Origin of the sequence: Legionella cincinnatiensis (assembly GCF_900452415.1) — a bacterium.
GTDB classification, from domain to species: domain Bacteria; phylum Pseudomonadota; class Gammaproteobacteria; order Legionellales; family Legionellaceae; genus Legionella; species Legionella cincinnatiensis.
Genome location: NZ_UGNX01000001.1, coordinates 2,136,813 through 2,161,523, shown reverse-complemented (window position 1 = coordinate 2,161,523; position 24,711 = coordinate 2,136,813). Strand labels below are relative to the sequence as shown.

The window sequence follows — 24,711 nt, the reverse complement described above, 5'->3', positions numbered from 1 at the left end:
TCACGATGCTCAGTATTCAACCCTTAAAATCAGCCAAAGGTGCAGCAGATTATTATGCGGCAACCTTTAATTACTATGCCGGTGATGCCCAAGCGATGAGATGGCTAGGGCAAGCGAGCCAGAAGATGCAATTAACAGGAATTGTGCAAAAAGAACAAATGCTTGCTTTATTAGAAGGGCAACTGCCTAATGGGCAGTCGTTACACAACCTACAAGGGGAACATCGTCCTGGTTTTGATATGACCTTTTCTGCACCTAAAAGTGTATCGTTATTAGTGGGATTAGGGGTGGCCCCCGAATTAGTTCGCTATCATGATGAAGCAGTAGCCTATGCCATAGACCAAATTGAAAAGGAGTTTGCAGAAGCCCGAGTTTCTCGCAACGGAGCAATTTTTTATGAAAAAACAGGAAACCTAGCGGTTGCAGCCTTTAGACAACCAAGCTCTCGTGCCAATGACCCCGCATTGCATACCCACTGTGTCACTATGAACCTCACCTTTCATGAAGGGAAAGCTCGCTCGTTGGCAAGTGACATTTCAAGAAGCAATGGAGTAATTGAGCAAATTCAAAATAATGCCCATTATTGTGGGTTGATGTACCGTCAATATTTAGCCAACCGAATGAAAGAGGCAGATTTCCCACTACGGTTAAGCGGCGATGGATTATTTGAAATTGATGGAATTCCTGAAAAAGTCTTACAGGAGTTTTCTAGAAGGCGGGAAGACATTGAACGTCATATGGAGGAAAGAGGCTGGAGTGGTGCAAAAAGTGCTTCAGCGGCTACATTGCTCACTCGCCAGAACAAGGAAGAACAGGACATTACGCTGTTAGAACAAGACTGGAAAGAGCGCGCAATAGAATTAGGTTTTGATGCACAAGCTTTTATGCAAAATCGAAATCAAGTTCAATCCCTGTCCTGGTTTTCAGCCATTAAAGAGAAATTAATGGCTTTAGTGGGCAAACAATCCAAAGATAAAAATCCCTCAGAACTAGATGCGGCAATTGCCTGTATCCATGTAGCTACTGAAACATTAAGCCAGCGCACTTCGATGTTTTCAGCAAGGAGCCTATCCTTTGAAGCAATGAAACATAGCCTTGCTTACCCTAAAGCAGTATCCAAAGAATCCATTAATCATGCGATTCAACATGAAATTAAAAATCACTCTTTATATGAAGCGCGATGCCAAGAAACCGGACAGCGTTTTTTAACAACGCCTTGGCTTTTAACCACCGAGACAGAAACCCTTGCTCGCATTGAACACAATAAAGGGGCTGTTCCTGCCATTGCCACTAAAGAAATGGTCAAAGCATTTCAAAAACAGCGACACCCTATATTGCCTTATCCACTGACCCATTCGCAAAAAGAAGCAATGACTGTGCTATTAACCAGCAAAGACCGCTATTTAGCCATTCAAGGTTATGCAGGGGTTGCCAAAACTTCCATGCTATCTGAGGCTAAGTTATTAATTGAAGCCCAAGGTTATGAACTTCGTGGTATTACTGTAGCAAGCTCTGCTGCCGATGAACTACAAGTAAAAGCAGGCATTAAAACCGATGTGTTCCCTTTAGTACACCAGGAGTTAAAAAATACACCCACAGCGTCTTTAAGCAAAACCTTATTTATAGTCGATGAAGCTTCCATGCTTTCTTCTCATCAAGGCCATGAACTAATGAAACAAATTGAACGTACTCATGCAAGACTCGTATTGGTTGGGGATAGGGCACAGTTGCCTAGCGTCAATGCAGGGCGAATCTTTGGCTTAACTCAAGAATATGGCATTGACCACAGTATTATGGATGAAATTGTGAGGCAAAAAAATACAGTCCTTAAAGAGGCCGTAATTGCTGCAACCAAAGGAAATGTCAAAGAGGCTTTAGACAAGCTGGACGTGAAAGAATGCGTCACCCATGAAGAGCGCATTGCATGGATTGCCAATCATTGGCTGTCTTTGTCGCAAAAAAAGCGCGATGAAACCTTATTATTTGCACCAACCCACGCTCATCGAGAAGAAATCACCCAACTGATTCGTAATGGATTGAAAGAAGAAGGCGTTTTAGCAAAAGAGGGTCTTTGCCAAACGGTACTTAAAGCAAAAAGGATAGAGCCTATACAGAGCCGATTTATTGCTTATTATCAAAAGGGCGATAGGCTGCGTTTTAATCAGGAGTTTAGAAAAAATAACATCCAAGCAGGTGCCTATTATACCGTTGGTGAAATAAGCAAAAAAAATCGCCAAGATAATGTGTTACCCCTAATTAACGAACAGGGAAAACAAATTCAATTTAAATTAAATAACTTACCCCAATACAAAACTCATAATGCACCTTTTGAGCGAATCATTGAACTTTATCAGCCAAAGAAGTTAGAGCTTTTGGTAGGCGATAAGGTGATGTGGACGCGTAATTTTAAAGCCAATAATCTAAGAAATGGTCAATGTGTCACCCTACATGAAATTAAAGAAAATGCACTCACTTTTATTACTAAAGAAGGACATCAATTCACCCTGGAAAAGAACCATCCCGCGCTAAAACACTTGGACTACAGCTATGTATTAACCAACTATAAAGTTCAAGGAAAGGATGCGCCGTTTGGCATTGGTTTAATGGAGTCCTATCATCGTTTTGGTACCACTTTAAATAACTTTTATGTACAAATTTCCAGGGCCATTCACGGTATGATTCTGGTGACGGATAATAAGGAAGAACTGGTCCATGCGATTCGAAGAAATACTGAAGAAAAACCAGTGGCACTGGATAGAATATCCAGTGAACAACTAATGCGCCATGAAGAGCGATTCGCTCAATCTAATAAACGTTCCATGCAAGCAGTGATAACCAAGAAGCAGGCTTTTGAATTACAAGAACCGCCGCAATCAAGGCATTCAAAAATCAATATGGATGACTTGCTCGTTCACCATAAAAAAACAGAAATCAATCGACCATTAATCAAAGAATTAGAGCTATAAAATTAGGAGAAATCATGTCACGTCTTACCATTTCACTACCCAATAACTTACATAATCGAATTGCATCACTTGCGATAAAAAATAATGACTCCATGTCCCATATGATTAATCTATTAATTCAGGTCGGATTAAATCATTGGTTCGAGAAGAGTGAGCCTTTAAAGGAGAAGACCGCTGTTGAAAAGCACTGCCATCAACTCATTATTCAGATGAATGCCCTGATTAAAAATATGTCTGCTGAACTATTAAAGCTGAATAGGGATGATTTTGACAAGTTACAGCAAGGGGCTTTGATGAAATATAATGAATTGCAAAATATGTATCATGAAAATGCTTAATACGGTGCTTTTTTTTCACTGATTATAGGGAATTTCTTTATTTTTATAGGATAAAAATGCGGTGCAAAGTGGTGAAAAATGGTGAATCTATGGTGTAGGGCGGTGGAGAAGAATTAAAAACTTTTCTCATAGCCCTGATAAAATCTAGATCCTTTGATTTTTGTTCTTCACCATTACCCTTCACCACACATACACCAGCTTTTTAAACCTATATTATGTAAATAATTACCGAAAATGCTTATAAATAAAGGGTTGAACCCGCATTTTTAAAAATGCGAAAGGTGTATTTTATCTTAATATTTATTAAAAAGTTTATTTGTTATTAGCTCTGATCTTATAATTTATAAATTATTAATTTTTTTAGTGCAGATAATTGCACGTTTGTGATTAAAAAATATGTAGTTTTCAAATATGGTGGCACACGAATTTTTTAATTCATAAAATCACATTGAAAATCCAGTTAAATAATATCGACAACCGAACATAGGAGATAGTGAGGAGTTCATTTCTTTAAAACAGATGAATGTTATCGTATTTACTTCTGAATAATTTAGCTTTTCCATCTTATACGCCACTTTTAATCCACCTTTTTCACTACAAATCTTACTAATTTCTGAATGGAGAGCCTGTATGGTGGGGTTAGTGGATATATTTTGACGTGCTGCATAACATTCCTGAACCTCCCCATCGTAAGGTCGACCAACCATTTGATCAGCAGCAGCAAATTTTATTAACAATAAACATATACCGAAGACAATGATCCGTATACTCTTCATATTCTATGAGTTCCATTAAATCCATCGTTATATAATTATAGCTAACTTTAAATAGTTTCAAACCTAGATTAAAGTTAAGAAAAATAAAGGTCTATTGTCGCGATTATCAATCGTAATACGTTAACCATTTGTCTGAATTTATAAATTATTAACATGTTGTCTAAGTTTTTGAACTAAAGCTTGTGTAGCACCATCAAATTTTTCTAAAGATTTAGCACAAAGTTCTGCTTGAAAAACCCACTTATTTCACAGAGAGTAATCTTTTGAATATTCTTTTATTTTTTGCTCAATTATCCTTGTGACTTTTTCAACTTTATAGTTCTCATTAAGAAAGGATAACATTTGTTGATCATTGTAGTTAAATTCATATTCTTTAGGGAAAGGATTAATTACCCAATTGTTTATTTGGTCTTTCATAATAGGTAGACAAGGGTGGGGTTCAATTTCGTCAATTACTTTATCACTAATAAGGATTCTAGGAAATTTAGCCTCATTAGATTCAAGTTTATGGGCTTCTACTAAAGCTGGTCCAAAAATAATATTATCAATATGATATAATTTGCCTACGGAAATACCTCCTCGAAGGAGAAACCCTTTTTCTAAGAAACCAATAATAATAGAAGGCAGCTTAGAATATATTCTGTGTTCAAATGCTAAAGGCATACTAAGAACTAATGAATCTGAAAATACGGTAAGATGAACTTGTTCATACATTGTGGGGACTTCATAAGGCTGACCATCTTCATCTATCGTACTAATAGAGTATTGGTTCTCTTCAGTGTGCGTATTAACTGAATTTTTTCTTGCATTTTTTATAGATGCGTGACGATTGCGGTGGTCTTGATAAATAACTAAAAACGGCTTAAGAATTTCATATATCTCTTTAGCTGAAAGGTGATTTATCGCATCTTTCCAACCAAGTATATCAATAAATACACATGTTCTATCTTCATATACTATGTTACACATAAAATGCTCTTACTTTAAGAATCTACTCTTTAACTGTCTAACAGGACTTATCAATAAGTGGAATCATTGTATATTTATCTCTAGAAATAGCTTTCATTGCCCCTATAATCTTTAATGTTGTTTTGGATTCGATCTCTACTGAAAACGGAAAATCAGGTGATGTAGGGTTAGCTCGACTTAACATAACCAAATTACCTTTGATCCCATTACTTAATATCATGTTCTCTACAAAACCATTATTGAACATTGCCTCATGCGCTTTATATAAAATGTCATCCTTATCATTACCAAGTAATATTCCATACATAGATTGGGGCTCCATATAAACTTCTGCCCTAAATTCTATTATGATTTTCGTTTCACTGCGACTGGTAATATAAGCTCTAACATTCTGAAAACCAGACAAAGGTTGAAATGTATTCTCTCCAGAAACAACATCAATGATCTGTTTTGTTGCAACATCAATACCTTGTCCAAATAAATCAATATATAATATTTGGGACATAATTGTCGGCATCATACAATTATCAATTTTTATAGGAATCACATCTAAATGCCCTTGTGCTTTTTTATATAAGGCATTTTGCCATTCCATTGTTACCATATTACTTTGAAGACTATTTTGGCTTACAAAAAAGAAAAAGAATTTGCATTTCTCTAAACCCGAATTCATTTTATCAATAATTCCATCACCAGGTTGAATAGACCAACTATCATAAAAAACATTTTCCTTGCCAAATGTTTGAGCAAGGGGAATTGCTAATTTCTCAACTATAGGTTTATCTTTATATGTATGGCTAAGAAAAATCATATTTAATCTCCATATTAAGAATAAATAACAAGCCTACCGGAGTAGGCTTATTAATGTGTTAATTTTTATCTTTTTTCTTAACATGAATTGCCAAAAGATGAGTACTGGGCGTGAAGCAATCAAATTCAACCAAATCTCCTTCTTGTAAAAACTCTGTAGGCATATTTAGGTCTTTATAAAGCTTGTTTTCGTTCTGAACTAAATCCCCCAAATGAGTGAAATATGTTTGATTATCTTCTCCTCTTATTATAAAAGCATATGGATCTCCACCGGATTTCCCTATAAAACTTCGTTCAACTACACCTTTTTTCTTTAGCATAAGCATCTCCCAAAATTTAGAAATTTGATTTTTTTCTTGTATTTTGGAATCCACTAGGCTATAATTTTCATTAAATTATATAATGCCATAAATACAATCTAAAAAATCACCTTACAGTATAGTTCATTTTTTTAGAATTTGCAAGACACTTTGCCAAATTCTTACTGATTTATATATTTATAAAATGTAGTTTTCCCTAATCCAACCAGAGTTTTCACGATTGGTTTATGGTACCATTTTGCAATCGGTACCAAAACTGGTACCAAATATTTCTGAAGGGGTTTTCATAAAACCCTTACTGGGCTTGGTCGGGACGGAAGGATTTGAACCTTCGACCACTAGCACCCCATTATATTTCAAAATACAATCGTTCAAAATAAATCATAAATTAAAGTAAGAATAGAATAATTGTTTTTAATAAAAAAATCTAATTTATAACCAATCTTACGAAAGGAATAGTAATCTTATTAATTGAAGTATTTAAATTACTCAAATAATCAGTAATAAATAATGATAAAAATTCATCATGGTATTCTTGAGGAAGAATATTAAGATGTGGTAACCAACCTTTTATAAAATTAGCAAATGTGGTCAGATTCTCATAGCTGATCTGTTCTTCTACAGTAAATTCGGCTTTAAATTTTCCTAAACCAGATTTATTTAATAACTGTTGATAGGGGACTGGTTGGTACTCATAATAGCCTGGATCGTAGTTTTCAAAATAATGGTACCATTTTTTATTGGCTGAAGTTTTGTTTAGTGCATCCCATTGGGCTTTGCATTTTCTATACAACATTAACATAATATGGCCGTTTTCTTTTAAATTGTTTCTAATATTTATTAATGCAGTGTATTGATCTTTTACGAAATGCAGACAACTGAAGGAAACGATAAGATCAAACTTACCAAGTTCGCTTATTTGTGTGACATCACCATGCAAAAAACTGAGATTATGGTGATTAGTGGGTTGGAACTTTGCTTGGGCAAACTTAATAGTTGTAATATCTTTATCTAAACCTATAACTTTACCATTTGGGACAAGGTTTGCGATTGCTGCAGTAATTTTACCATCGCCACAACCAACATCCAAAATGGATTCATCACCTTTAAAATGATAGTTCTTTAACAATCCTGTTGCATGTCCAAATTGAGTTGCTGAATGTTTAAAATAGTGTTCTGGATCCCACAAAACCTTAGGTTCATTAATGATCATATTCAGTTATCTAAGCTCTAATTTTATCGAAGTTACCTTATATCTCTTTTCATTTTGCAAAACAAGTAAGGCAATTGCAGCGAATAAAAGTATATAAAATATAGGCGCATAGGACAGTTGGAATATGTTTTGCAAATAAACAGCAACCAAGGGTGCTGTTCCACCAAAAATAGCTGTACTCACTCCCCATGCAATAGAAACACCGCTATATCTTATATGTGTTGGAAAAAAATCATTTAATAGCTTAAATATAGGTATACCGACCAAAGCATTACATAAAGCATATGGAATCTGTGCTAACAAAATCAAAATAAATGAATTGGTTTGAGGGACTAAATAAGCTGTAGGAGCAGCTATAAAATATCCTATTAAACCTATTGCAATAAGACGTTGCTCCTTAACTTGGTCCGCGAGAATACCTATTGAAAAGATAAATAGTGCAACAAGTCCTTGCGCGAAGGTTACAATGAGCTTTGTTTCTGTGGCCTGCAATGTAGTGTATTTTGCTAAATGAGTAGCATAAAAGACATTCATAATGTAGATATAAATACTTAAGGCAGCTACGAGTAAAGCGGCTTTGAGTAATTTATTTTTGTAATTTTTAAATAAAATTTTTAGGGGGTTTGTTGACCTTTCCTTTGTCATTGCCAAAAAGGCAGGTGACTCGCTTAAGTTTCTTCGAAAATACAAAGCACAGAAGCAGGAAAAAGTTCCTAATAGAAAGGGAATGCGCCAAGCCCACACTGGCATCTGATGGAATGAAATCAAAGTAGCCATCAGTCCGCCAAACATCATGCCTAATGCGGAAGCAAATCCTGTCCAGCTTCCTGCCTGACAGGGTTTTTCTAGATCATGTTCAATTAAGTAGATGGCACTGCCATTAAATTCACCTGAGACAGCAAAACCCTGGGTACAGCGAAATAGAACTAATAAAATTGGCGCTAGGATTCCAATGGTACTGTAAGTAGGAAGGCAACCTATCAATAGGGAGGAAATGCCCATAAGCATAATCGATGCTTGCAACGCAAGACGTCGTCCCAGTTTATCACCTAAATATCCGAAATAAAGAGAGCCTAAGGGACGAAAAAAATAACCAACTGCAAAAACAGAAAATGTTGCAATCAACCCTAGACGACTACCTAGTTCTGGAAAAAACAAAGCAGCAATAATATTTGCTATATAAGCGAAATAAGTAAACTCAGCCCATTCTAGGAACGTTCCTATTGATGCAACAATGACTCGTTTCTTTTTATTTTTCATATATACTCATGAGATGATTTGGTTTTGTAGTGCCAACGTTATTGCTTCTTGAACACTGCTAACTTGGAATTTTTCTCGAACACCTTCAAGATAATTTTTTACTGTTGACCGCTTAAGACCTAGAATTTCAGAAGTTTCAGATGTGGATTTACCATATCGAGCCCAGAATAAACATTCCCGCTCTCTATCTTTTAGTTCGGGTAACTTTGATTTATATTGGCCGAATATAAAATTTTTTCTAAATGAAGTATCCTGACTAATTCTTGAGTATTTTAACGCACTGTTTTCTTGTTCGTAATAGGGTAGTATTTGATTAAGGAATTTCCAAACTACGTTCATCATTGATTTTTCCGTTGAAAAATTTAGTCTGGGTGTAACGGACTCTCTTTTTCTTGCAAACACACACATTAATTTATAACCACCATATTCTCGATAAAATCCGAATGCGTTATATACATTAAATCGTTCATTCATAATTTGCTCATATATTTTTGAGCAGGCATCGTGTTTAATCTGTTTGGCAGTGAAAAAATTAAAATCATGATGATCATAGCTTGCAATATCAAAAACATTATCCAATCGTACTAAGCCATTAATTTGATAGGGAATAGCAATGTTACCGGGATTATTTGAAATAATTTGTTTACGGTTATTAGGAAGTGTTAAACAAATTGAAATATATTCAACACCTAACGTCTTTTGTAGGTCAACACAGGCTTCACTGATTTCATTTTCGTATTTGATGGTTAATAAGTACTTATAATTTTCCTTATTTACTTCTTCTGAAGCAATAATATCATTTAAAAATAAGCTCTTATCCATGTGAGTTTGTAACGCTATCCCTAAAAAACGCCATAGTTATCACAATTAAAACACCATTTCAAGAGCTACTTTGCCCATGTCATCTGATTTCTTGTTATTTATCATGAGCACTCTAAATTTTGAGCAAGGATAAAAGCATGGATAATAATGTAAAAGCATCTATTTATAAGGGAATGATCCAATATTTATTAGATTCAACAAATTATACGTTAAAGAGCATTGCACTTATGTCAAATGCTTCTATAAAGCAAATTAAATTAATTTATTCTCATGGACAAATTCCGGCTAATTTAGAAGAGTTTGAGTTACACCTCGTTAAACTTTATCAAATTATTCTTGAGCTCAATTTTGATAAATCCCAAGACCCAAATACGCAATTTAGTGAATGACCATGAAAACCTTCAATATAACAGAAGCAGCTGAATTTCTCGGTGCTCATAAAGAAACAGTTCGAAGGTTAGCCGCTAAAGGCCAATTACCTGGGGTAAAAATTGGTCGAAGCTGGCGTTTTATTGAAAATGATCTTGTGATCTACATGCGGTCAAAGTATGCTCATGCCGTTACATCGCAAGGCGCTGCTGTGGATAGGAGTAAAAGTCAATGGCGCTTTACAAAAGAAAGAACATTTGGTGGATTAGTATCTCCCAAAATGGACAAAGAATACAGCGAAGTACTGGGACTACCAGTAAAATAGCCGCACAAGAATACCACGATAAATTCAAAGCAGAATTGTGGTCTCAGGTAAAATTAGAGAGTAAATGTATTTATTCTTGGCAGGATGCTGTTGTTAGGTGGTTAAAGGAAAATGAGCACAAACGAAGTTTGAAAGACGATATCATGCATTTACGTTGGTTAGATCCTTATCTTAGAGGATTTCAGCTGCAGGAAATTACTCGCGATATACTTGAGGAAGTGGCTATCAAGAAGGAGGATACAGGAGTAACGCCAACCACGATTAATCGTATGCTTGAAATAGTGCGGGCTATATTACGTAAAGCTCAGATAGAATGGGAGTGGCTTGATAAGGTTCCAGTAGTGCGTATGCGGCATGTTGAAAAACAGCGCATCCGATGGTTAACCATAGAGGAAGCAAATCGTTTACTCAATGAATTGCCTTCGCATTTAAAAGATATGGCTGACTTTAGCTTATCTACTGGATTGCGTGCTTCGAACGTTACTGGATTAAGGTGGAACGATGTAGACCTCATTAAGAGACATGCGTGGATTCACCCTGATCAAGCGAAGGCTAATAAAGCAATCCCGGTTCCGTTGAATGCTCATGCATTAGCTATTCTTAAAAGACGTCGAGCCTTACATACGGATTATGTGTTTACTTATCAGGATAAACAAATTCGACAGTGTAATACTAAAGCTTGGAGAAAGGCGTTAGATCGTGCAGGGATAGAAAATTTTCGTTGGCACGACTTGCGTCACACGTGGGCCAGTTGGCATGTTCAAAACGGAACATCACTCCAAGAGTTGCAACAATTAGGGGGATGGTCTAGTTTTGAAATGGTGTTACGTTATGCCCATCTTTCTGGGGAGCATTTACGAGATGCTGCAAACAGAATTAGTGGGCTTCATGTAACGTTTTGTAACTAGTTTTACAGAAGAACTTGAAAAAAGTGTTACAAATTTGCTACATACCCTTTTTTCAACCTTCGTAAAACACACGTAAGTACTTGATTTAATGGCGCGCCCGGAAGGATTCGAACCTCCGACCCCCTGGTTCGTAGCCAGATACTCTATCCAACTGAGCTACGGGCGCGTTGATTGGCGGAGAGAGAGGGATTCGAACCCTCGATGGGATTTCTCCCATACTCCCTTAGCAGGGGAGCGCCTTCGACCACTCGGCCATCTCTCCAATCAATGGTTGCGCAGTATATCAGGTATTTTAATATCGTCAATATACGTTGTAAATTAATTGAAATCTTATTTGGGTAAATAAAAATAAAAAGATCAATGTGTTTATAAAAATTTCAGAATATTTCCATAGGCTAAAAACTATGTTAATACCATAAATAAAATTAACTTTTGTAATCGCTTATGTGGTATACGGATATCTTACAGTATCAAGCTAAAAAAGTTTGCAGGTCAAATAAGAAAATGGCTGAGCAATTTATTACTCATTTAATTAATTTAATAGAAACACAATGGGATTATGAATTTGAATTAATGGCGGTCCTAGGTTTTATCAAAGACTTATATTTGTTTGCAGAAAACAATCAATATCGAGATGTTTCTTTATCTGAATTTTCCAGAGTCTGTATGGGGTTACTTATTCTTCATGTGAAGTATGCGGATGACTATGTGGTTAGGGTCAGCGATTTTATTCCTTTATGCAAAGATGAAGTCATATTTACAGCTATGGATATACAAAATGAGGTAAACGAGTTAATAAGTGGTATCTATACAGAAACTCCATTAAAAGATACTGATCAATTATCCAGGGATTTTCAGAAGTTGTTTGTTTCTCTGCCAAATAAATTTTTTTTAAAAATATTACTCGGAATTGAAAATGAAGTATTTTGGAATCTTGATCATAATGTATCAGTGAATGTAGACCAATTAATTCTTGTATTTCGTATGTTAATAGCAGAGGCAAGTGATCCGCATCAGTTTGTTTCTCAATTATTATTTTTTCTTGAAGCATTAGAAAAAAAAGATGAAAAGTTTGATGAATTTATTTTCGAATTAAGAAAAAATGAAGAGGACTTATTACCTCTAGTAATTCATGAAATATGTTTGCAACTTGAAGAATATCTAAAAAAAACAAAATCTCATTTTAATATACACTTTTTTTGTTGCTTAGCATCAACATATGGTCATGGTCGAGATGTTACTGAAATAGTCGAAAAAATTAAGCAAAAAGAATTAAAAGACGTTGATAGTATTCTTGAAAAATTATATGGGATTGAAATTATTAGCCCAAAGGATAAGCTCATTGATACAATACAGTTTTTAGAAAGTAAGTATCGAACTCATATTTGTCAAATCTAATTAACGTTTGGCATAAAAATCATAGAAATCCTTTTTATATTAAATGAGATTATCCTCTAAAGCTCATTTTGGTGTGGGGGCTCACAGCGTTATATGAAGCTCTCAATAAAATCAATTTGCTGTATAAATTATCATGTGCAAAGCGCGGTGAATCATGATGGGTCAGGTTGTGCTAATATTGGTGTGCAGAGTTCTTTTTTATTCAAATAGTTAGTGTCATTTATTTTTTATTGGATGTTTTATAAAATTTCCAAATTTTCATGTTTACTGCTACTCTTTAACATTTATAAATCGGGTTAATATTGAATTAAGAAAATATTTCTCGTGTCATGCCTGCTTTTAAGAAGATGATAAATGTGATTGCCGTGACATGAATGCAGATAAATAAGGAGGATCAATGAAACAGCAGTCAAATTTAAATGGTCGGAATGTTTATGTTGTTGATGGAAATCGAACGCCATTTCTTAAAGCCAAAGGAATAGGTCCTTTTTCTGGATCAGATTTGGCTGTAGCTGCAGGTATAACATTATTAAATCGGCAGCCGTTTTCTCCAACAGAACTGGATGAGGTAATTATTGGCAGTGCCATGCCTGGGCCTGATGAGGCCAATATTGCTCGCGTAATTGCCTTGCGTTTGGGTTGCGGTGAGAAAGTTCCTGCGTTTACTGTAATGAGGAACTGTGCTTCTGGGATGCAAGCTTTAGATAATGCCGCAATGCAAATTGCTAGCGGTCGCAGTAACTTAATTCTTGCTGGTGGAACGGATGCGATGAGTCATGCTCCTTTATTATTTAATCAAAAAATGGCCTCTTGGTTGGCAAGTTGGTACGCTTCCAAAAGTATTGGCCAAAAATTAGGTCTTGTAACTCAATTTAGACCTTCATTTCTTGCTCCTGTTATTGCATTACTTCGTGGACTTACAGATCCTATTGTTGGAATGAACATGGGGCAAACCGCTGAAAAAGTAGCTTATCGATTCAATATCAATCGTGAGCAAATGGATGAATTTGCTTGTCAGAGCCATATCAGATTAGCTCAAGCATATAATGAAAGCAAAATGATAGAAGTATCGCCTATTATTGATTATAAAGGGCGTGTTTATGCCCAAGACGATGGATTAAGAGCGGATTCGACAGTAGAAAAACTAGCAAAACTAAAACCTTTTTTTGATAAAAAATACGGGATGGTAACTGCAGGCAATAGTTCCCAAATAACTGATGGGGCATGTTTGTTATTACTTGCTAGCGCTGATGCAGTGAAAAAATATGGTTTGCCCGTTATTGGAAGAATTGTAGATTCACAGTGGTCTGCTCTTGATCCTTCCCAAATGGGGCTTGGTCCAGTGCATGCGGCAACGCCAATCTTACAAAGACAAAAATTAAAACCGAATGATATGGATTGTTGGGAAATTAATGAAGCATTTGCTGCCCAAGTTCTTGGATGTATTGCGGCTTGGAACAATGATGATTATTGTCGTACTCAATTAGGTTTAGAGAAAGCTTGGGGTGGGCCTACATTAGACAAATTAAATCGTGAAGGTGGAGCAATCGCGGCTGGACATCCAATCGGTGCAAGTGGGGCTAGAATTGTATTACATGTATTAAAATCATTAGAGCAAAGAAATGAGTCGCGAGGTATGGCCTCTATTTGTATTGGTGGAGGACAGGGTGGTGCAATGTATCTTGAAAGAGTGACTGAGGTGAAAGGACATGAATAATTATAAACATTGGGAATTGCAACAAGACAGTGACAATATCCTATGGTTGGGTTTAAACAGAATAGATACTACTGTAAATAGCATTAATGAAGAAGTGTTAGACGAACTGAATAGTTTACTCTATGAAATATCACAAAATAAGAATGCTATAGGGTTAATTGTATATTCTGCTAAGGAAAAAGGATTTATTGCCGGTGCGGATGTTAATGCTTTTTCTAAATTTGAAACACCAGCTCAAGCGGTTGATTTCTTACGAAAAGGACAAGCCGTATTTGCTAGGCTACAGACATTAACTATGCCTAGCGTTGCTATGATCGATGGCTTTTGTATGGGCGGAGGCTATGAGTTAGCTTTAGCTTGTACCTACCGTGTCGCTAGTGATGAAAAAGATACGCGAATTGGTTTGCCTGAGGTAATGCTTGGCATACATCCTGGTTGGGGTGGTTCGGTGCGCTTACCGCAACTGATAGGAGGTTTTAATGCCTTATCGCAAATTATTTTAACAGGAAGTGCGGTTCCCGCTGCAAGAGCAAAAAGCCTAGGTATGGTTGATGATGTAGTACCCGTTCGTCAGTTAAAACGAGCAGCGATTTATTTTATTAAAAACAAACCCGCGAAGCATAAGCCTTCATTAATACAGGGAATTACTAATAATGCATGGGTAAGAAAGCCTCTTGCTGCTTTAATGCGTCGTAATGTTGCTAAACGAGTTCGCAAAGAGCATTACCCAGCGCCTTACGCCATTATTGATTTATGGGAGCATGAAGGAGGTATAGGAGATAGGGCTTATTTAAAAGAGATAGACTCCGTAGAGCATTTAGTATCTACAGGAATTACTTCAAAAAACCTAATCCGTGCGTTTACTTTGCGTGAGCGATTGAAGGGCTTTGCTAAAGGAAGCGAGTTTAAGGCCAGGCGGGTACATGTTATTGGAGCAGGAGTGATGGGAGGTGATATCGCTGCCTGGTGTGCCTTGCGCGGGCTTAAAGTCACATTACAAGATAAGACCTATGCTCAAATTGCTCCAGCAATTGGCCGTGCCCATGCTTTATATAAGAAAAAATTACGCAAACCTAGATTGATTCAAGCCGCAATGGACAATTTAATTCCTGATCCAGAAGGTTATGGTATTGCTCGGGCTGATGTAATCATTGAAGCTGTTTTTGAAAATCTTGCAGTCAAACAAGAAATTATAAAAAAAGTCGAAAAATTTGCTAAAAAAGATGCCATTATTGCTACGAATACATCGAGCATTCCATTAGATGAAATGAGCGCTGTAATGGATGATCCTAAACGTCTTGTGGGAATCCATTTTTTCAATCCGGTAGCAAAGATGGATTTGGTTGAAATTGTAAGTAGTGTACAAACATCCAAAAAAGTTGAGCTTAATTCCTGTGCGTTTGTGAATCAAATTGGCAAGCTTCCATTACCCGTTAAATCCAGTCCAGGCTTCTTAGTGAATCGAGTGTTAATGCCTTATTTGATGGAATGTGTTCAATTATTGGATGAGGGCTACAGCGCCGAAACAATTGATGAGGCAGCTTTAGCTTTTGGTATGTTCATGGGGCCAGTGGAATTGGCAGATACGGTCGGCTTAGATGTGGGTTTGGCTGTGGCTGAAAATTTAACAGGGCATTTTGGCGGCACTGTTCCCCAGAAGTTACGTGATATGGTGAAAGAAGGCAAATTGGGCCGTAAGACTGGCCAAGGGTTTTATCACTATAAAAATGGTAAGGCAATTAAAAAGCGACCAACTGTTGCTATAGATGCCCATATTGCAGATCGGTTAATCTTGAGAATGGTAAATGAGTCAGCTGCTTGTTTACGTGAAGGAGTTGTTGCTGATGCAGATTTACTGGATGCAGGTATGATTTTTGCTACAGGCTTTGCCCCATTTCGTGGAGGCCCAATGAATTATGCTAAGGATTTTGGGACAAATAATCTAGAAAAACTATTTAAGACTTTAGAGTCAAAATATGGTGAACGTTTCAAAGTAGACGAGAGCTTATAAGTTCTCTTATTGAATAAGCATAAGTCACTTGGGTGAAGCAAAGGTGAACCTCAGAAGAGCATGATAAAATATAGAGTTCACTTTGTGTCACCCAAGTATGTTTTTGAGTAATGATGAAAAATGTACTTAAGCAAAAATAGACTATTTTTTTTGTTTTTTTTACAACTCATTGGGCTTTTCATGATTGCTCATGCAACCACGTTGGTTTTACCCACTACAGGAGATGTAGTAGGTGAGCTACAATACACTTTGACTGAAGGTCTTGAAACCATTGACGAAATAGGGAAACGATTTGATGTAGGTTATCATGAGTTAGTTAGAGCTAATCCACATATTGATCCCAGACGTACTTTAGCCGCTAATTCACGGCTAATTATTCCCTCTCAGTATATTTTGCCCCATGTTCCTAGAAAAGGGATTGTAATTAATTTAGCAGAATACAGACTTTATTATTTTCCCGAAAATGAAAATGTAGTGCTTACTTTTCCTATTGGTATAGGACGCAAAGGATGGAAAACTCCATTAGGAGTGACCAAAATTGTTGCTAAAGTAGCTAATCCTAAGTGGAGGCCAACAAAAAACCTACGCGTGGAGGCTGAAAAAAATGGTGATTTCCTTCCAGAAGAATTTCCGTCAGGCCCGTATAATCCATTGGGTCAGTATGCTTTACGATTAGGATGGCCTACATTTCTTATTCATGGTACCAATAGACAAGATGGAATAGGTACTCGTGTAAGCGCAGGATGCATACGGATGTACCCTGATGATATTGAACTTTTATTTCGCTCAGTCCCAGTTGGTACTCAAGTAAGAATCATTAATCAACCCGTAAAAACAGGTAAACAAGATGGGCAAGTGGTGTTACAAGTATATCCAATGCTCAGCGAGCAGCGTAACATACAGTTACGGGCTGTACTAGAAAAACAATTAGCAGGTTTGAATCAAGCGAACTGGAATAATAAGGTCATCCAAAATGAGCTTGCGTTCCCGTCAGGATTAGTGCGAAAAATATAAGATATGAAATGATATAAATCTTGAGAGATATTGTGCAATCCAATTTTTATAATACCCTTTTTTAAGAGTCCCTCAAGATAGCACGCTCTTCTATAATGTTGTTTTCTGTTTTACACTGTTTAAAAAAGTAGTAACTTATCCATAAAACAATAAAACTACCTATGATATCGGTTATATAATGCCATCCTAAAAGTACACATGATGCGATTAGAAACAAATTAATCACCGATAAAATAATCCATAAAATTTTCCAATCTCGGACTAAGTTTACACATAATATTGCCCAAATGGCGTGAAAAGAGGGAAGAGCAATAAGACCACCATCATTTGTAGTAGGATTAATATAATGATGAATTTGTTCAAACTTAAGGCCCGTAGCTATTTGTGAAATAGAAAATAGAGTGCTGTTTAAAACGCTTGCCGGAGCAGTAGTAGGAAAAAAGTAATAAAATGAAAATCCAATTAAGGTTGTGCACAATAAATAGAAATAATATTCTCGAACGAGGTGAAAGTGACATGTAAAAATGACAAATAAGGGTAAAATGCTCATTTGATAGGTTAGGCTATCATAAGTTACTCCAAGGAGGTATTTAAACTTTGGGTGATTATTCGTCCAAGCCACAACTGATTCCATAGGAAAATGTAAATAGTTTTCAACATCAACAATAGATGGGTCTATGGGTGAGAAGGGAGTTAATTGCACTGCATTGGTTGCTATTGCAATCAAACTCATTACCCCAAATAAATAAAGAAGTTCTCTACCAACTTGTCTGAACTTGCTCCCTTTTTTGAAATAAAGCATTAATCCCAAATTGAAAAGAAACAAAACTGTTGCTAGAAAGGGAATGCCTTCTGGAAAGTAATTATTTCCCCTATATTTAAAAAAATAATGATTAATTAAAAAAGCAAGAGAAGATAAAACCAGTATTAACCCAGCAAGAATGTTAATTGACCGTGATGATATTTGGTTCATTGAGTAACTATTCGACTGTATCTAAAAGTTGTTTCTGTTTAATTGCATGAAAAATTTCTTCTCTGTGCACATTTACTGATCTAGGAGCATCGACTCCAAATTTAATATTTCCAGGCTCTTGTGTTTTAAAAGCTAAAATTTTGACAGATGTCTTGCCAATATGAATCATTAAAGGTTCTTCAAATTGAAGAGAAATTATATCCATTAAAAACCTCTATAATTTTTGATTAAGTTGATTGTAAGTCCATAATATTTATCTTGTGCACGGTAACCTAATTTATAGATATTTGCCACTACAAATTGAGATAAATGAATAAAAAAATTTATCTCATAGCATTAAGCAACAAAATTTAAAAATTTCTATTTTTTATACGGCTTAAGATTGTAAGAGCGAGTTAAAATAGTTATAATTGGCAGCTTTTTTAAAACCTTGCCTTACTGTTGTCATTGAATACAGAAGGCTTTTACCCATAAGGAGAAATCATGAGACATTATGAGATTATGTTTCTTGTGCACCCTGATCAAAGTGAGCAAGTGCCTGCAATGGTTGAGCGTTACGAGGGGATCATAAGTAAGCACACTGGAGTAATCCACCGAAAAGAAGACCTCGGTCGTCGTCAATTAGCTTATCCAATTTGTGATGTACATAAAGCACATTATATTCTTATGAATATTGAGTGCAGTCTTGAAGCTCTGGAAGAGATTAAAAATGCATTCAAATACAATGATGCAATCATCAGAAACTTAATTACACGTCAAAAACAAGCGATTACTACTGAGTCTGTTTTGATGAAGAAAGAAAAAGAAACCAGAGCAGCTTAAGAGGAGTCTTATTTATGTCAGCTTATTTTCGTAGAAAAAAAATGTGCCGCTTCAGTGCAGAAGGTGGTAATGAAATTGATTATAAAGATATCAATCTATTGAAAAATTATATTTCTGAAACAGGAAAAATAGTACCAAGTCGTATTACTGGTACACATACTCGTTTTCAAAGACAGTTAGCAAGAGCAATTATGCAAGCCAGATTTCTTGGTCTGTTGCCATATTGTGATAGCCATAAATAAAATCAAATGAATCGAGCAGGTAATTTTATATCAAAACAATGCAAGGTAATGCTTGAAAATAAGCAGTATGCAATTGCTTGTGCAGTGGTTTGCTCAGTCTTGCCATTTGTCTCTTGGCTTTCGGTTGCTTTAGTTTGTCTAGTAACTTTAAGAAGAGGTGCAAAGTCTGGTTTTGATATTTTATTACCCGCATTAGTGATTCATTCTGTTCCATTGATGATGTTGGTACCATTATCCGGTGCTTTAATTAATACGCTTATTACTTATATGCCCTGTTATTTTGCAGCATTATATTTGCGGAAAACAGGTAAATGGCAAATAGCATTTGGAGTGTTTTTCATACAAGCATTTTTGGGATGTTTGCTTCTTCAACTTTTAGCACCTAATTTTATTTTGGGGCAATTTGAGCAATTTAAAATGCTCATTATACAATATCAGGAGCTCGTTGAAAGTTCTCTCGATGGCATGAATTCATTAATCTTAGCACAATTGTTTTTCGGCGTTCAGATGTTAAGTGTAATTATTTCATCAGTAATGTCGTTGATGGTTGCTCGTGCAATCCAGGCTAAATTGTTTGTACCTGGGGGGTTCAAGAATGAGTTTATGACATTTCGAAGTAGCAAATTATCGTTTTTAGTGTTTTTGGGAGTTTCGCTAGCTTCTTATTATGAAATTCCTTTAGCTATCAATGTTCTTCCTTTGCTGCTTTGCTATTTTTTACTTGCTGGATTTACTTTGGTTTATTTTATTTTTTCTCGTAAAGGCCAGATTAGTATATTCATTTTATTAATGTTATTAATATTATTGAAGCCAACTTTTGTACTGTGTATCTACATTGTCCTTGGTTCATTAGATAGTTTAATTAATTTTAGAACGTACCTCCCATCAAGGGTAGGCGAATCAATTTAAGGGGTTATTGAGATGGAAGTTATCTTATTAGAAAAAGTGAGAAATTTAGGTAACCTAGGTGATAAAGTTAATGTAAAAGCAGGTTATGGTCGTAATTTTTTAATACCACAAAATAAAGCTGTTTTTGCTACACCTAAAAATATTGAAGTATTTGAGCAACGTCGATCAGAACTTGAAAAGAAAGCACAACAGGCTTTATCTACTGCAGAACAGCGTGCTTCTAAGTTTAATGATACTCATGTAGTTATTAGTGCTATGGCTAGTGACGAAGGTAAATTATACGGGTCTGTTGGTGTTAATGAAATTAAAGATGCTTTGATTGAAAAAAATATTGAAGTAAGTAAGCGTGAAATTGTGCTGCCAGAAGGTCCTTTGCATTCAATTGGTACTTTTGTTGTTGAAATACATGTTCATAGTGATGTGATTGCTAATTTAAGTATTGAAATTGTTCCTGCCAAATAGAGATCTTTTTATTATTGCATAAAGCGAAGCAAGGTATAGATATTAAAAAAATATACTCTGCTTTGCTTATAGCATACTTCAATAGCTCCCTGGCTTACACTTGAATCTATCATCTCTAAAAATCCAGTCTAGCTCTACTCTTCGATGTTCTGCGGCTTGTCTGCATAAACCCCGTGGTATCTGTTCAGGGGGTATGCTTGTCTCTTGGTAAAGACTGAACTTTTGCGCAAGGTCCAGCTGCTGACGCAGAGATGACGTTTTTGCACAGGTTGGGAATCTCGTCACTTTCCGCAAAAGCGGCGTTGTTGCATCGATCAAATATGGGATGTAGCAACTCATGTTTGTTTTAAACTCAACCAATTACATGGCTTTCATGTGAGTCCCCGCAGTGTAGATACCTATGGGCGCAGACCGCGGGGTTCAGATGGATCGTCTAAACGGATGGAAGCGATAATGGAAAATAACTCTTATTCAAAAATGAATCCTGACTGGAAGGATTGACACCACCATATAATTCAGTAAATGGGCTCCGTGGTCTTCGCCGCAGGGATTCGGCATAAACCCGATGACGAGATTTATATCAAGACATTTGTTGCTCCATGCAACAACACCGCAAAAACGGAAGGTTCCCAATAATTTGTCAAACATTGATTAAAATATAAGAATCCTGCTAAGGGCAATTAAAGCAAGCGCGGTATTTAAACCAGCCCAAATATAAGCGGGGTGTTGTCCTTTGTGCCCAGCATAATAAGAGTAAGTGGCAATAAATGTACTGCCAGAAAAAAATATCCATTGATTATTATAAGCTAATCCTATTGAGAGAAAAGCAATTCCTAAAATCCCAAGGACTAAAAAGATTTTTACCTTACCAAATACAAAATAGAAGGTTAATAGCTGGGTACAGAGTAGTATAGGCAGAAAAAGTTGGGTATATGGTCCGATTCTCAGAATAATTGCTAAATGTCCTGCTATAAGAATAAGCTCAAGAGCAATATAAAAAAACAACCTATAGTAGATTGCTGTGGCAAGTAATATTACAGCGCCAGCAATATAATAAACATGGGATGGTTTTTGAGTGGTTCCAAATAATATAATAAGTGTGCCAAACCATCCCAATAGGATGAAGAGTTTTTTAAGCACAAATCACCATTTTAAATAAATTCCTTTAGCCACAGACTCTTGGATAATTGTTCCTTGTGGTTTATTAAATGAAATCCAATAATTCCCCATGTTACTGAGGGCGAATTTTACTCTTGGGTATTGACATACATCTAATACATCTTGGCAAGCTACAAGAACGGAGTCGTCATCGTTGCGTTTATAGCATTTGAAATTTAAATTTTTAACATCAGAAGCAAATGCTCCCCAGTTCATTGGATCTAATGTGGCATGTAAAGGGGGACTCATAAAAGCTTCTTCAGTATTTAAACGCTCTAGTTCAATTTTACTATCAGAATGATTTTGTATTAAATAATAAGATTGATTTCCGGTCTCATTTAAAATTAAATAATTTTGATTATATCCAAAACCTGTGACCTCACACCCTCGCGGGAATGGTCCTGCTGCCTCTACTGAGCTCACTAGTATCAGAGAGAGAATTAGAGATTTATTTATTTGATGCAACAAAAACATGACGACCTCAATAAGTAAATTTTTGGGTTATTTTAATCATAAAAAAAACAAAGTCTATCCTTCAGTAAAAGAAGCCTATTCTCTATGTGCAGTAATTTTTGCTTTAATCAATGGATAATAAGTCCTATAAAAGCTTAAAAACAAATACATTGAAACATATGCCATAGAGAGGCTAAGGCAAACAATATTGGGATTAGGATAGCTTATGAGTAAACAAATAGAGCTTATAGCATAAATAATAGAACAAATATGCATGAGTATTTTTAATATCTTTGACTCTGTTAAGTAATCCAGTCTTGAAGGATAAACGTATTTTACAGGCACAAAAATAAGTATAGAAAGAATGAATAATATTATGGCATTAGTTGTTGCAGAAGTATTAAATATAAACATGTATAAAATTGCTACATTCCAATAACACGGAAACCCTTTAAAAAAGTGATCTGGAGTTTTTGCATCTGATTGACAAAACTGATAAGCAGAAGTAATTGTCACTGCAGCTATCAGAAAAACGGAATATTGTGGAGGGAGCATGTCAGGTTTAACTAATAAGAAAAAACATGGAGTAATAACATAATTTAAATAGTCAACAATGTTATCAAGCAGAGCTCCGTCGATCTGTGGTAAGATTTTTTTAATCTCAACAAGACGTGCAAAACTGCCATCAACTGCATCTATAACTACCGTGATTAACATGAGCCACAAAGCAAAAATGTATTCATGCTGATACATTTTTACCAACGAAAAAACACCAATACACGCGGCACTTGCTGTAAAGACATGTACTGACCAAGCAGCAATGTATTGTAATGGATGGAATTTCAATTTGCTTAAATTCATCAATTATCCTAGGGTTAATAGAAATCCATTATTTAAAAAAGTATTCTTCTAAAAGCGAATTTCGAAGATAATAAACAAGTCTATTTAATATATTGACTACTACTTTTTTATAATAAAGCGTAAAACATAAAAATAGTATCAATAATCAAAAGTAGTACGCAAGGAGAGTTGTTAACTTTGAGTTAAATATACTTTTATTTTGTATGGAGATACAATGAAAATTCAAACAATAAATCCCACAACAGAACAAGTTTTACAAAGCTATGATTGTCTGAGTATAAAGGAAATTCATGAAAAACTAAATCAAGGTCACAAAGCCTATTTATCATGGAAGCAGACATCGTTTACCCAAAGAAAATCATTAATGCTGCAACTTGCACAGCTTTTAAAAAATAAAACTGACGAGCTTGCACAATTAATGACTTATGAGATGGGAAAGCCAATCACCGCAGGTAAGGCAGAAATTAATAAATGTGCTTGGCTATGTGAGCATTATGCGGAGCATGCGGAGGAGTATCTTGCGCCTAAAATTGTACAAACTGAGATGAGAAAAGCCAAAGTATGCCATCTACCTTTAGGGATAGTCTTTGCTATTATGCCATGGAACTTCCCATTTTGGCAGGTATTTCGTTTTGCGGTTCCATCATTAATGGCGGGGAATGTCGCGGCTTTAAAGCATGCGCCTATTTCAACAGGTACAGGAAATAAGATAGAGCAGCTTTTTTTAGAGGCAGGTTTTCCGCCCCATGTTTTCCAACATTTAATTGTTGATAATGATGGAGCAGCTAAAGTAATTGAACATCCATCTGTTATTGCTGTAACTTTGACTGGTAGTGGGCGCGCTGGAAGTGCTGTTGCAGGACATGCAGGAAAATTTTTGAAGAAATCTGTTTTAGAGCTTGGTGGAAATGATCCTTATTTGGTACTTGAAGATGCTGATCTTGATTTGGCTGCAAACTGTATTGTTAATTCAAGATTAAATAATTCAGGCCAAGTTTGTATTGCTGCTAAGCGTATCATTGTTTTAAAATCTATTGAAAATGAGTTAGTTCAAAAAATAATGGAACAAATGGCTGGATTTAAAATGGGAGACCCACTTCATCCAGATACTAAACTTGGTCCTTTGGCTCGTTTGGACTTGAGAGACAGCTTGCATTTGCAAGTAGAAAAATCACTGAAACAAGGTGCTAAATTATTGCTTGGTGGTATAATTCCTGACGGTCAAGGGTATTTTTACCCACCAACTTTGTTAACTAATGTAACACCAGGCATGCCTGCTTTTGATGAAGAGTTATTTGGGCCTGTTATTGCTATTATTTCAGCCAATAATGAAAAAGAAGCCATAGCCTATGCCAATCAAAGCCAATATGGCTTAGGTGCGGCTGTGTTTACTCGTGATTTAGAAAAAGGGGAACATATTGCGACCTATGAAATTGATGTCGGAGTATGTTTTGTCAATGCTTTTGTTGCATCTGACCCTAGGTTACCATTTGGTGGAATAAAAGAGTCTGGCTATGGTCGTGAATTATCAAGAGAAGGTATATTAGAATTTGTTAATATCAAAACCATAGCAGTTGGTAACTCTTAATGATAAGGCATTGATATTAATCTTCGA

The 24,711-nt window shown here is 35.8% G+C and carries 26 protein-coding genes and 2 tRNA genes; 14 read left to right on the top strand and 14 right to left on the bottom strand.

Annotation, left to right across the window (positions count from 1 at the left end; all coding sequences use genetic code 11):
• The first annotated feature begins 5 nt into the window (after window positions 1-5).
• Window positions 6-2,966: a MobF family relaxase gene (mobF, locus tag DYH34_RS09610; protein WP_058466419.1), complete on the top strand. Its 2,961-nt coding sequence runs from the start codon at window positions 6-8 to the stop codon at window positions 2,964-2,966.
• Window positions 2,967-2,980: 14 nt separating this feature from the next.
• On the top strand, window positions 2,981-3,304 hold the full coding sequence (locus tag DYH34_RS09605) for a hypothetical protein (RefSeq protein ID WP_058466418.1): 324 nt from the start codon (window positions 2,981-2,983) through the stop codon (window positions 3,302-3,304).
• A 443-nt stretch (window positions 3,305-3,747) separates the two neighbouring features.
• Here the strand turns inward: DYH34_RS09605 and DYH34_RS09600 are convergent, their stop codons facing one another.
• From DYH34_RS09600 to DYH34_RS09570, 7 genes are all read right to left on the bottom strand, one after another.
• A complete protein-coding gene (locus DYH34_RS09600) occupies window positions 3,748-4,080 on the bottom strand; it encodes a hypothetical protein (RefSeq protein WP_058466417.1) in 333 nt (110 codons plus the stop codon).
• A 246-nt stretch (window positions 4,081-4,326) separates the two neighbouring features.
• Window positions 4,327-5,049, bottom strand: a complete 723-nt coding sequence (locus DYH34_RS09595; protein WP_058466416.1) for a hypothetical protein — start codon at window positions 5,047-5,049, stop codon at window positions 4,327-4,329.
• 37 nt (window positions 5,050-5,086) lie between these two features.
• Window positions 5,087-5,860 (bottom strand): toll/interleukin-1 receptor domain-containing protein, encoded by a 774-nt coding sequence (locus tag DYH34_RS09590; RefSeq protein WP_058466415.1) that lies wholly within the window; start codon window positions 5,858-5,860, stop codon window positions 5,087-5,089.
• Between the two features lie 58 nt (window positions 5,861-5,918).
• Entirely contained in the window at window positions 5,919-6,179 is a 261-nt protein-coding gene (locus DYH34_RS09585) for a hypothetical protein (RefSeq protein WP_058466414.1), read from the bottom strand.
• A 427-nt stretch (window positions 6,180-6,606) separates the two neighbouring features.
• Window positions 6,607-7,392 (bottom strand): class I SAM-dependent methyltransferase, encoded by a 786-nt coding sequence (locus DYH34_RS09580; protein ID WP_058466413.1) that lies wholly within the window; start codon window positions 7,390-7,392, stop codon window positions 6,607-6,609.
• A gap of 6 nt (window positions 7,393-7,398) precedes the next feature.
• Window positions 7,399-8,652 carry an MFS transporter gene (locus tag DYH34_RS09575; RefSeq protein WP_058466412.1) on the bottom strand — a complete coding sequence of 418 codons (1,254 nt, stop codon included), beginning with the start codon at window positions 8,650-8,652 and terminating at the stop codon, window positions 7,399-7,401.
• A gap of 6 nt (window positions 8,653-8,658) precedes the next feature.
• Window positions 8,659-9,474: a LuxR C-terminal-related transcriptional regulator gene (locus tag DYH34_RS09570; protein WP_058466411.1), complete on the bottom strand. Its 816-nt coding sequence runs from the start codon at window positions 9,472-9,474 to the stop codon at window positions 8,659-8,661.
• A 137-nt stretch (window positions 9,475-9,611) separates the two neighbouring features.
• Here DYH34_RS09570 and DYH34_RS09565 point away from each other — a divergent pair, with 137 nt between their 5' ends.
• Genes DYH34_RS09565 through DYH34_RS09555 form a run of 3 tightly spaced genes read left to right on the top strand, consistent with a single transcriptional unit; the run spans window position 9,612 to window position 11,076 of the window.
• Complete coding sequence (locus tag DYH34_RS09565) at window positions 9,612-9,863, top strand: hypothetical protein (RefSeq protein ID WP_058466410.1); 252 nt, start codon at window positions 9,612-9,614, stop codon at window positions 9,861-9,863.
• A gap of 2 nt (window positions 9,864-9,865) precedes the next feature.
• The gene (locus DYH34_RS09560) at window positions 9,866-10,168 is read left to right on the top strand and encodes a helix-turn-helix domain-containing protein (protein ID WP_058466409.1); all 303 of its coding nucleotides are present in this window, start codon (window positions 9,866-9,868) and stop codon (window positions 10,166-10,168) included.
• Window positions 10,075-11,076, top strand: a complete 1,002-nt coding sequence (locus tag DYH34_RS09555; RefSeq protein ID WP_058466408.1) for a tyrosine-type recombinase/integrase — start codon at window positions 10,075-10,077, stop codon at window positions 11,074-11,076. The genes DYH34_RS09560 and DYH34_RS09555 overlap by 94 nt, the downstream gene beginning before the upstream one ends.
• 89 nt (window positions 11,077-11,165) lie before the next feature.
• On the opposite strand, the gene DYH34_RS09550 is transcribed toward DYH34_RS09555, so the two are convergent.
• Both DYH34_RS09550 and DYH34_RS09545 read right to left on the bottom strand, forming a co-directional pair.
• Window positions 11,166-11,242, bottom strand: a tRNA-Arg gene (locus tag DYH34_RS09550).
• Between the two features lie 6 nt (window positions 11,243-11,248).
• A tRNA-Ser gene (locus tag DYH34_RS09545) sits at window positions 11,249-11,338 on the bottom strand.
• Window positions 11,339-11,520: 182 nt separating this feature from the next.
• Here DYH34_RS09545 and DYH34_RS09540 point away from each other — a divergent pair.
• The 4 genes from DYH34_RS09540 (at window position 11,521) to DYH34_RS09525 (ending at window position 17,216) form a co-directional block, all read left to right on the top strand.
• The gene (locus DYH34_RS09540) at window positions 11,521-12,474 is read left to right on the top strand and encodes a hypothetical protein (protein ID WP_058466407.1); all 954 of its coding nucleotides are present in this window, start codon (window positions 11,521-11,523) and stop codon (window positions 12,472-12,474) included.
• 397 nt (window positions 12,475-12,871) lie between these two features.
• A complete protein-coding gene (locus DYH34_RS09535; protein WP_058466406.1) occupies window positions 12,872-14,191 on the top strand; it encodes an acetyl-CoA C-acetyltransferase in 1,320 nt (439 codons plus the stop codon).
• Entirely contained in the window at window positions 14,184-16,202 is a 2,019-nt protein-coding gene (locus DYH34_RS09530) for a 3-hydroxyacyl-CoA dehydrogenase NAD-binding domain-containing protein (protein ID WP_058466405.1), read from the top strand. The genes DYH34_RS09535 and DYH34_RS09530 overlap by 8 nt, the downstream gene beginning before the upstream one ends.
• 120 nt (window positions 16,203-16,322) lie before the next feature.
• Window positions 16,323-17,216 (top strand): L,D-transpeptidase family protein, encoded by an 894-nt coding sequence (locus DYH34_RS09525; RefSeq protein ID WP_058466404.1) that lies wholly within the window; start codon window positions 16,323-16,325, stop codon window positions 17,214-17,216.
• A gap of 61 nt (window positions 17,217-17,277) precedes the next feature.
• On the opposite strand, the gene DYH34_RS09520 is transcribed toward DYH34_RS09525, so the two are convergent.
• On the bottom strand, window positions 17,278-18,189 hold the full coding sequence (locus tag DYH34_RS09520; RefSeq protein WP_058466403.1) for a phosphatase PAP2 family protein: 912 nt from the start codon (window positions 18,187-18,189) through the stop codon (window positions 17,278-17,280).
• A 7-nt stretch (window positions 18,190-18,196) separates the two neighbouring features.
• On the bottom strand, window positions 18,197-18,394 hold the full coding sequence (locus tag DYH34_RS09515; protein WP_058466402.1) for a carbon storage regulator: 198 nt from the start codon (window positions 18,392-18,394) through the stop codon (window positions 18,197-18,199).
• Between the two features lie 278 nt (window positions 18,395-18,672).
• Here DYH34_RS09515 and rpsF point away from each other — a divergent pair, with 278 nt between their 5' ends.
• Genes rpsF through rplI form a run of 4 tightly spaced genes read left to right on the top strand, consistent with a single transcriptional unit; the run spans window position 18,673 to window position 20,624 of the window.
• Complete coding sequence (gene rpsF / locus DYH34_RS09510; RefSeq protein WP_058466401.1) at window positions 18,673-19,011, top strand: 30S ribosomal protein S6; 339 nt, start codon at window positions 18,673-18,675, stop codon at window positions 19,009-19,011.
• Window positions 19,012-19,025: 14 nt separating this feature from the next.
• Window positions 19,026-19,253 carry a 30S ribosomal protein S18 gene (gene rpsR / locus DYH34_RS09505; RefSeq protein ID WP_003636950.1) on the top strand — a complete coding sequence of 76 codons (228 nt, stop codon included), beginning with the start codon at window positions 19,026-19,028 and terminating at the stop codon, window positions 19,251-19,253.
• A 6-nt stretch (window positions 19,254-19,259) separates the two neighbouring features.
• A complete protein-coding gene (locus tag DYH34_RS09500; RefSeq protein ID WP_058466400.1) occupies window positions 19,260-20,162 on the top strand; it encodes a hypothetical protein in 903 nt (300 codons plus the stop codon).
• Between the two features lie 12 nt (window positions 20,163-20,174).
• Window positions 20,175-20,624 carry a 50S ribosomal protein L9 gene (gene rplI / locus DYH34_RS09495; RefSeq protein WP_058466399.1) on the top strand — a complete coding sequence of 150 codons (450 nt, stop codon included), beginning with the start codon at window positions 20,175-20,177 and terminating at the stop codon, window positions 20,622-20,624.
• Between the two features lie 651 nt (window positions 20,625-21,275).
• Here the strand turns inward: rplI and DYH34_RS09490 are convergent.
• The 3 genes from DYH34_RS09490 to pcsA all read right to left on the bottom strand — a co-directional run bounded on the left by DYH34_RS09490 (window position 21,276) and on the right by pcsA (window position 23,096).
• Window positions 21,276-21,764: a hypothetical protein gene (locus DYH34_RS09490; RefSeq protein ID WP_058466398.1), complete on the bottom strand. Its 489-nt coding sequence runs from the start codon at window positions 21,762-21,764 to the stop codon at window positions 21,276-21,278.
• A gap of 3 nt (window positions 21,765-21,767) precedes the next feature.
• Window positions 21,768-22,256, bottom strand: a complete 489-nt coding sequence (locus DYH34_RS09485) for a hypothetical protein (protein ID WP_058466397.1) — start codon at window positions 22,254-22,256, stop codon at window positions 21,768-21,770.
• 75 nt (window positions 22,257-22,331) lie between these two features.
• Window positions 22,332-23,096, bottom strand: coding sequence for a phosphatidylcholine synthase (gene pcsA, locus DYH34_RS09480; protein ID WP_058466396.1), 765 nt, complete (start codon window positions 23,094-23,096; stop codon window positions 22,332-22,334).
• A 214-nt stretch (window positions 23,097-23,310) separates the two neighbouring features.
• On the opposite strand from pcsA, the gene DYH34_RS09475 reads away from it, so the two are divergent.
• Window positions 23,311-24,684: an NAD-dependent succinate-semialdehyde dehydrogenase gene (locus DYH34_RS09475; RefSeq protein WP_058466395.1), complete on the top strand. Its 1,374-nt coding sequence runs from the start codon at window positions 23,311-23,313 to the stop codon at window positions 24,682-24,684.
• Window positions 24,685-24,711: the final 27 nt, after the last annotated feature.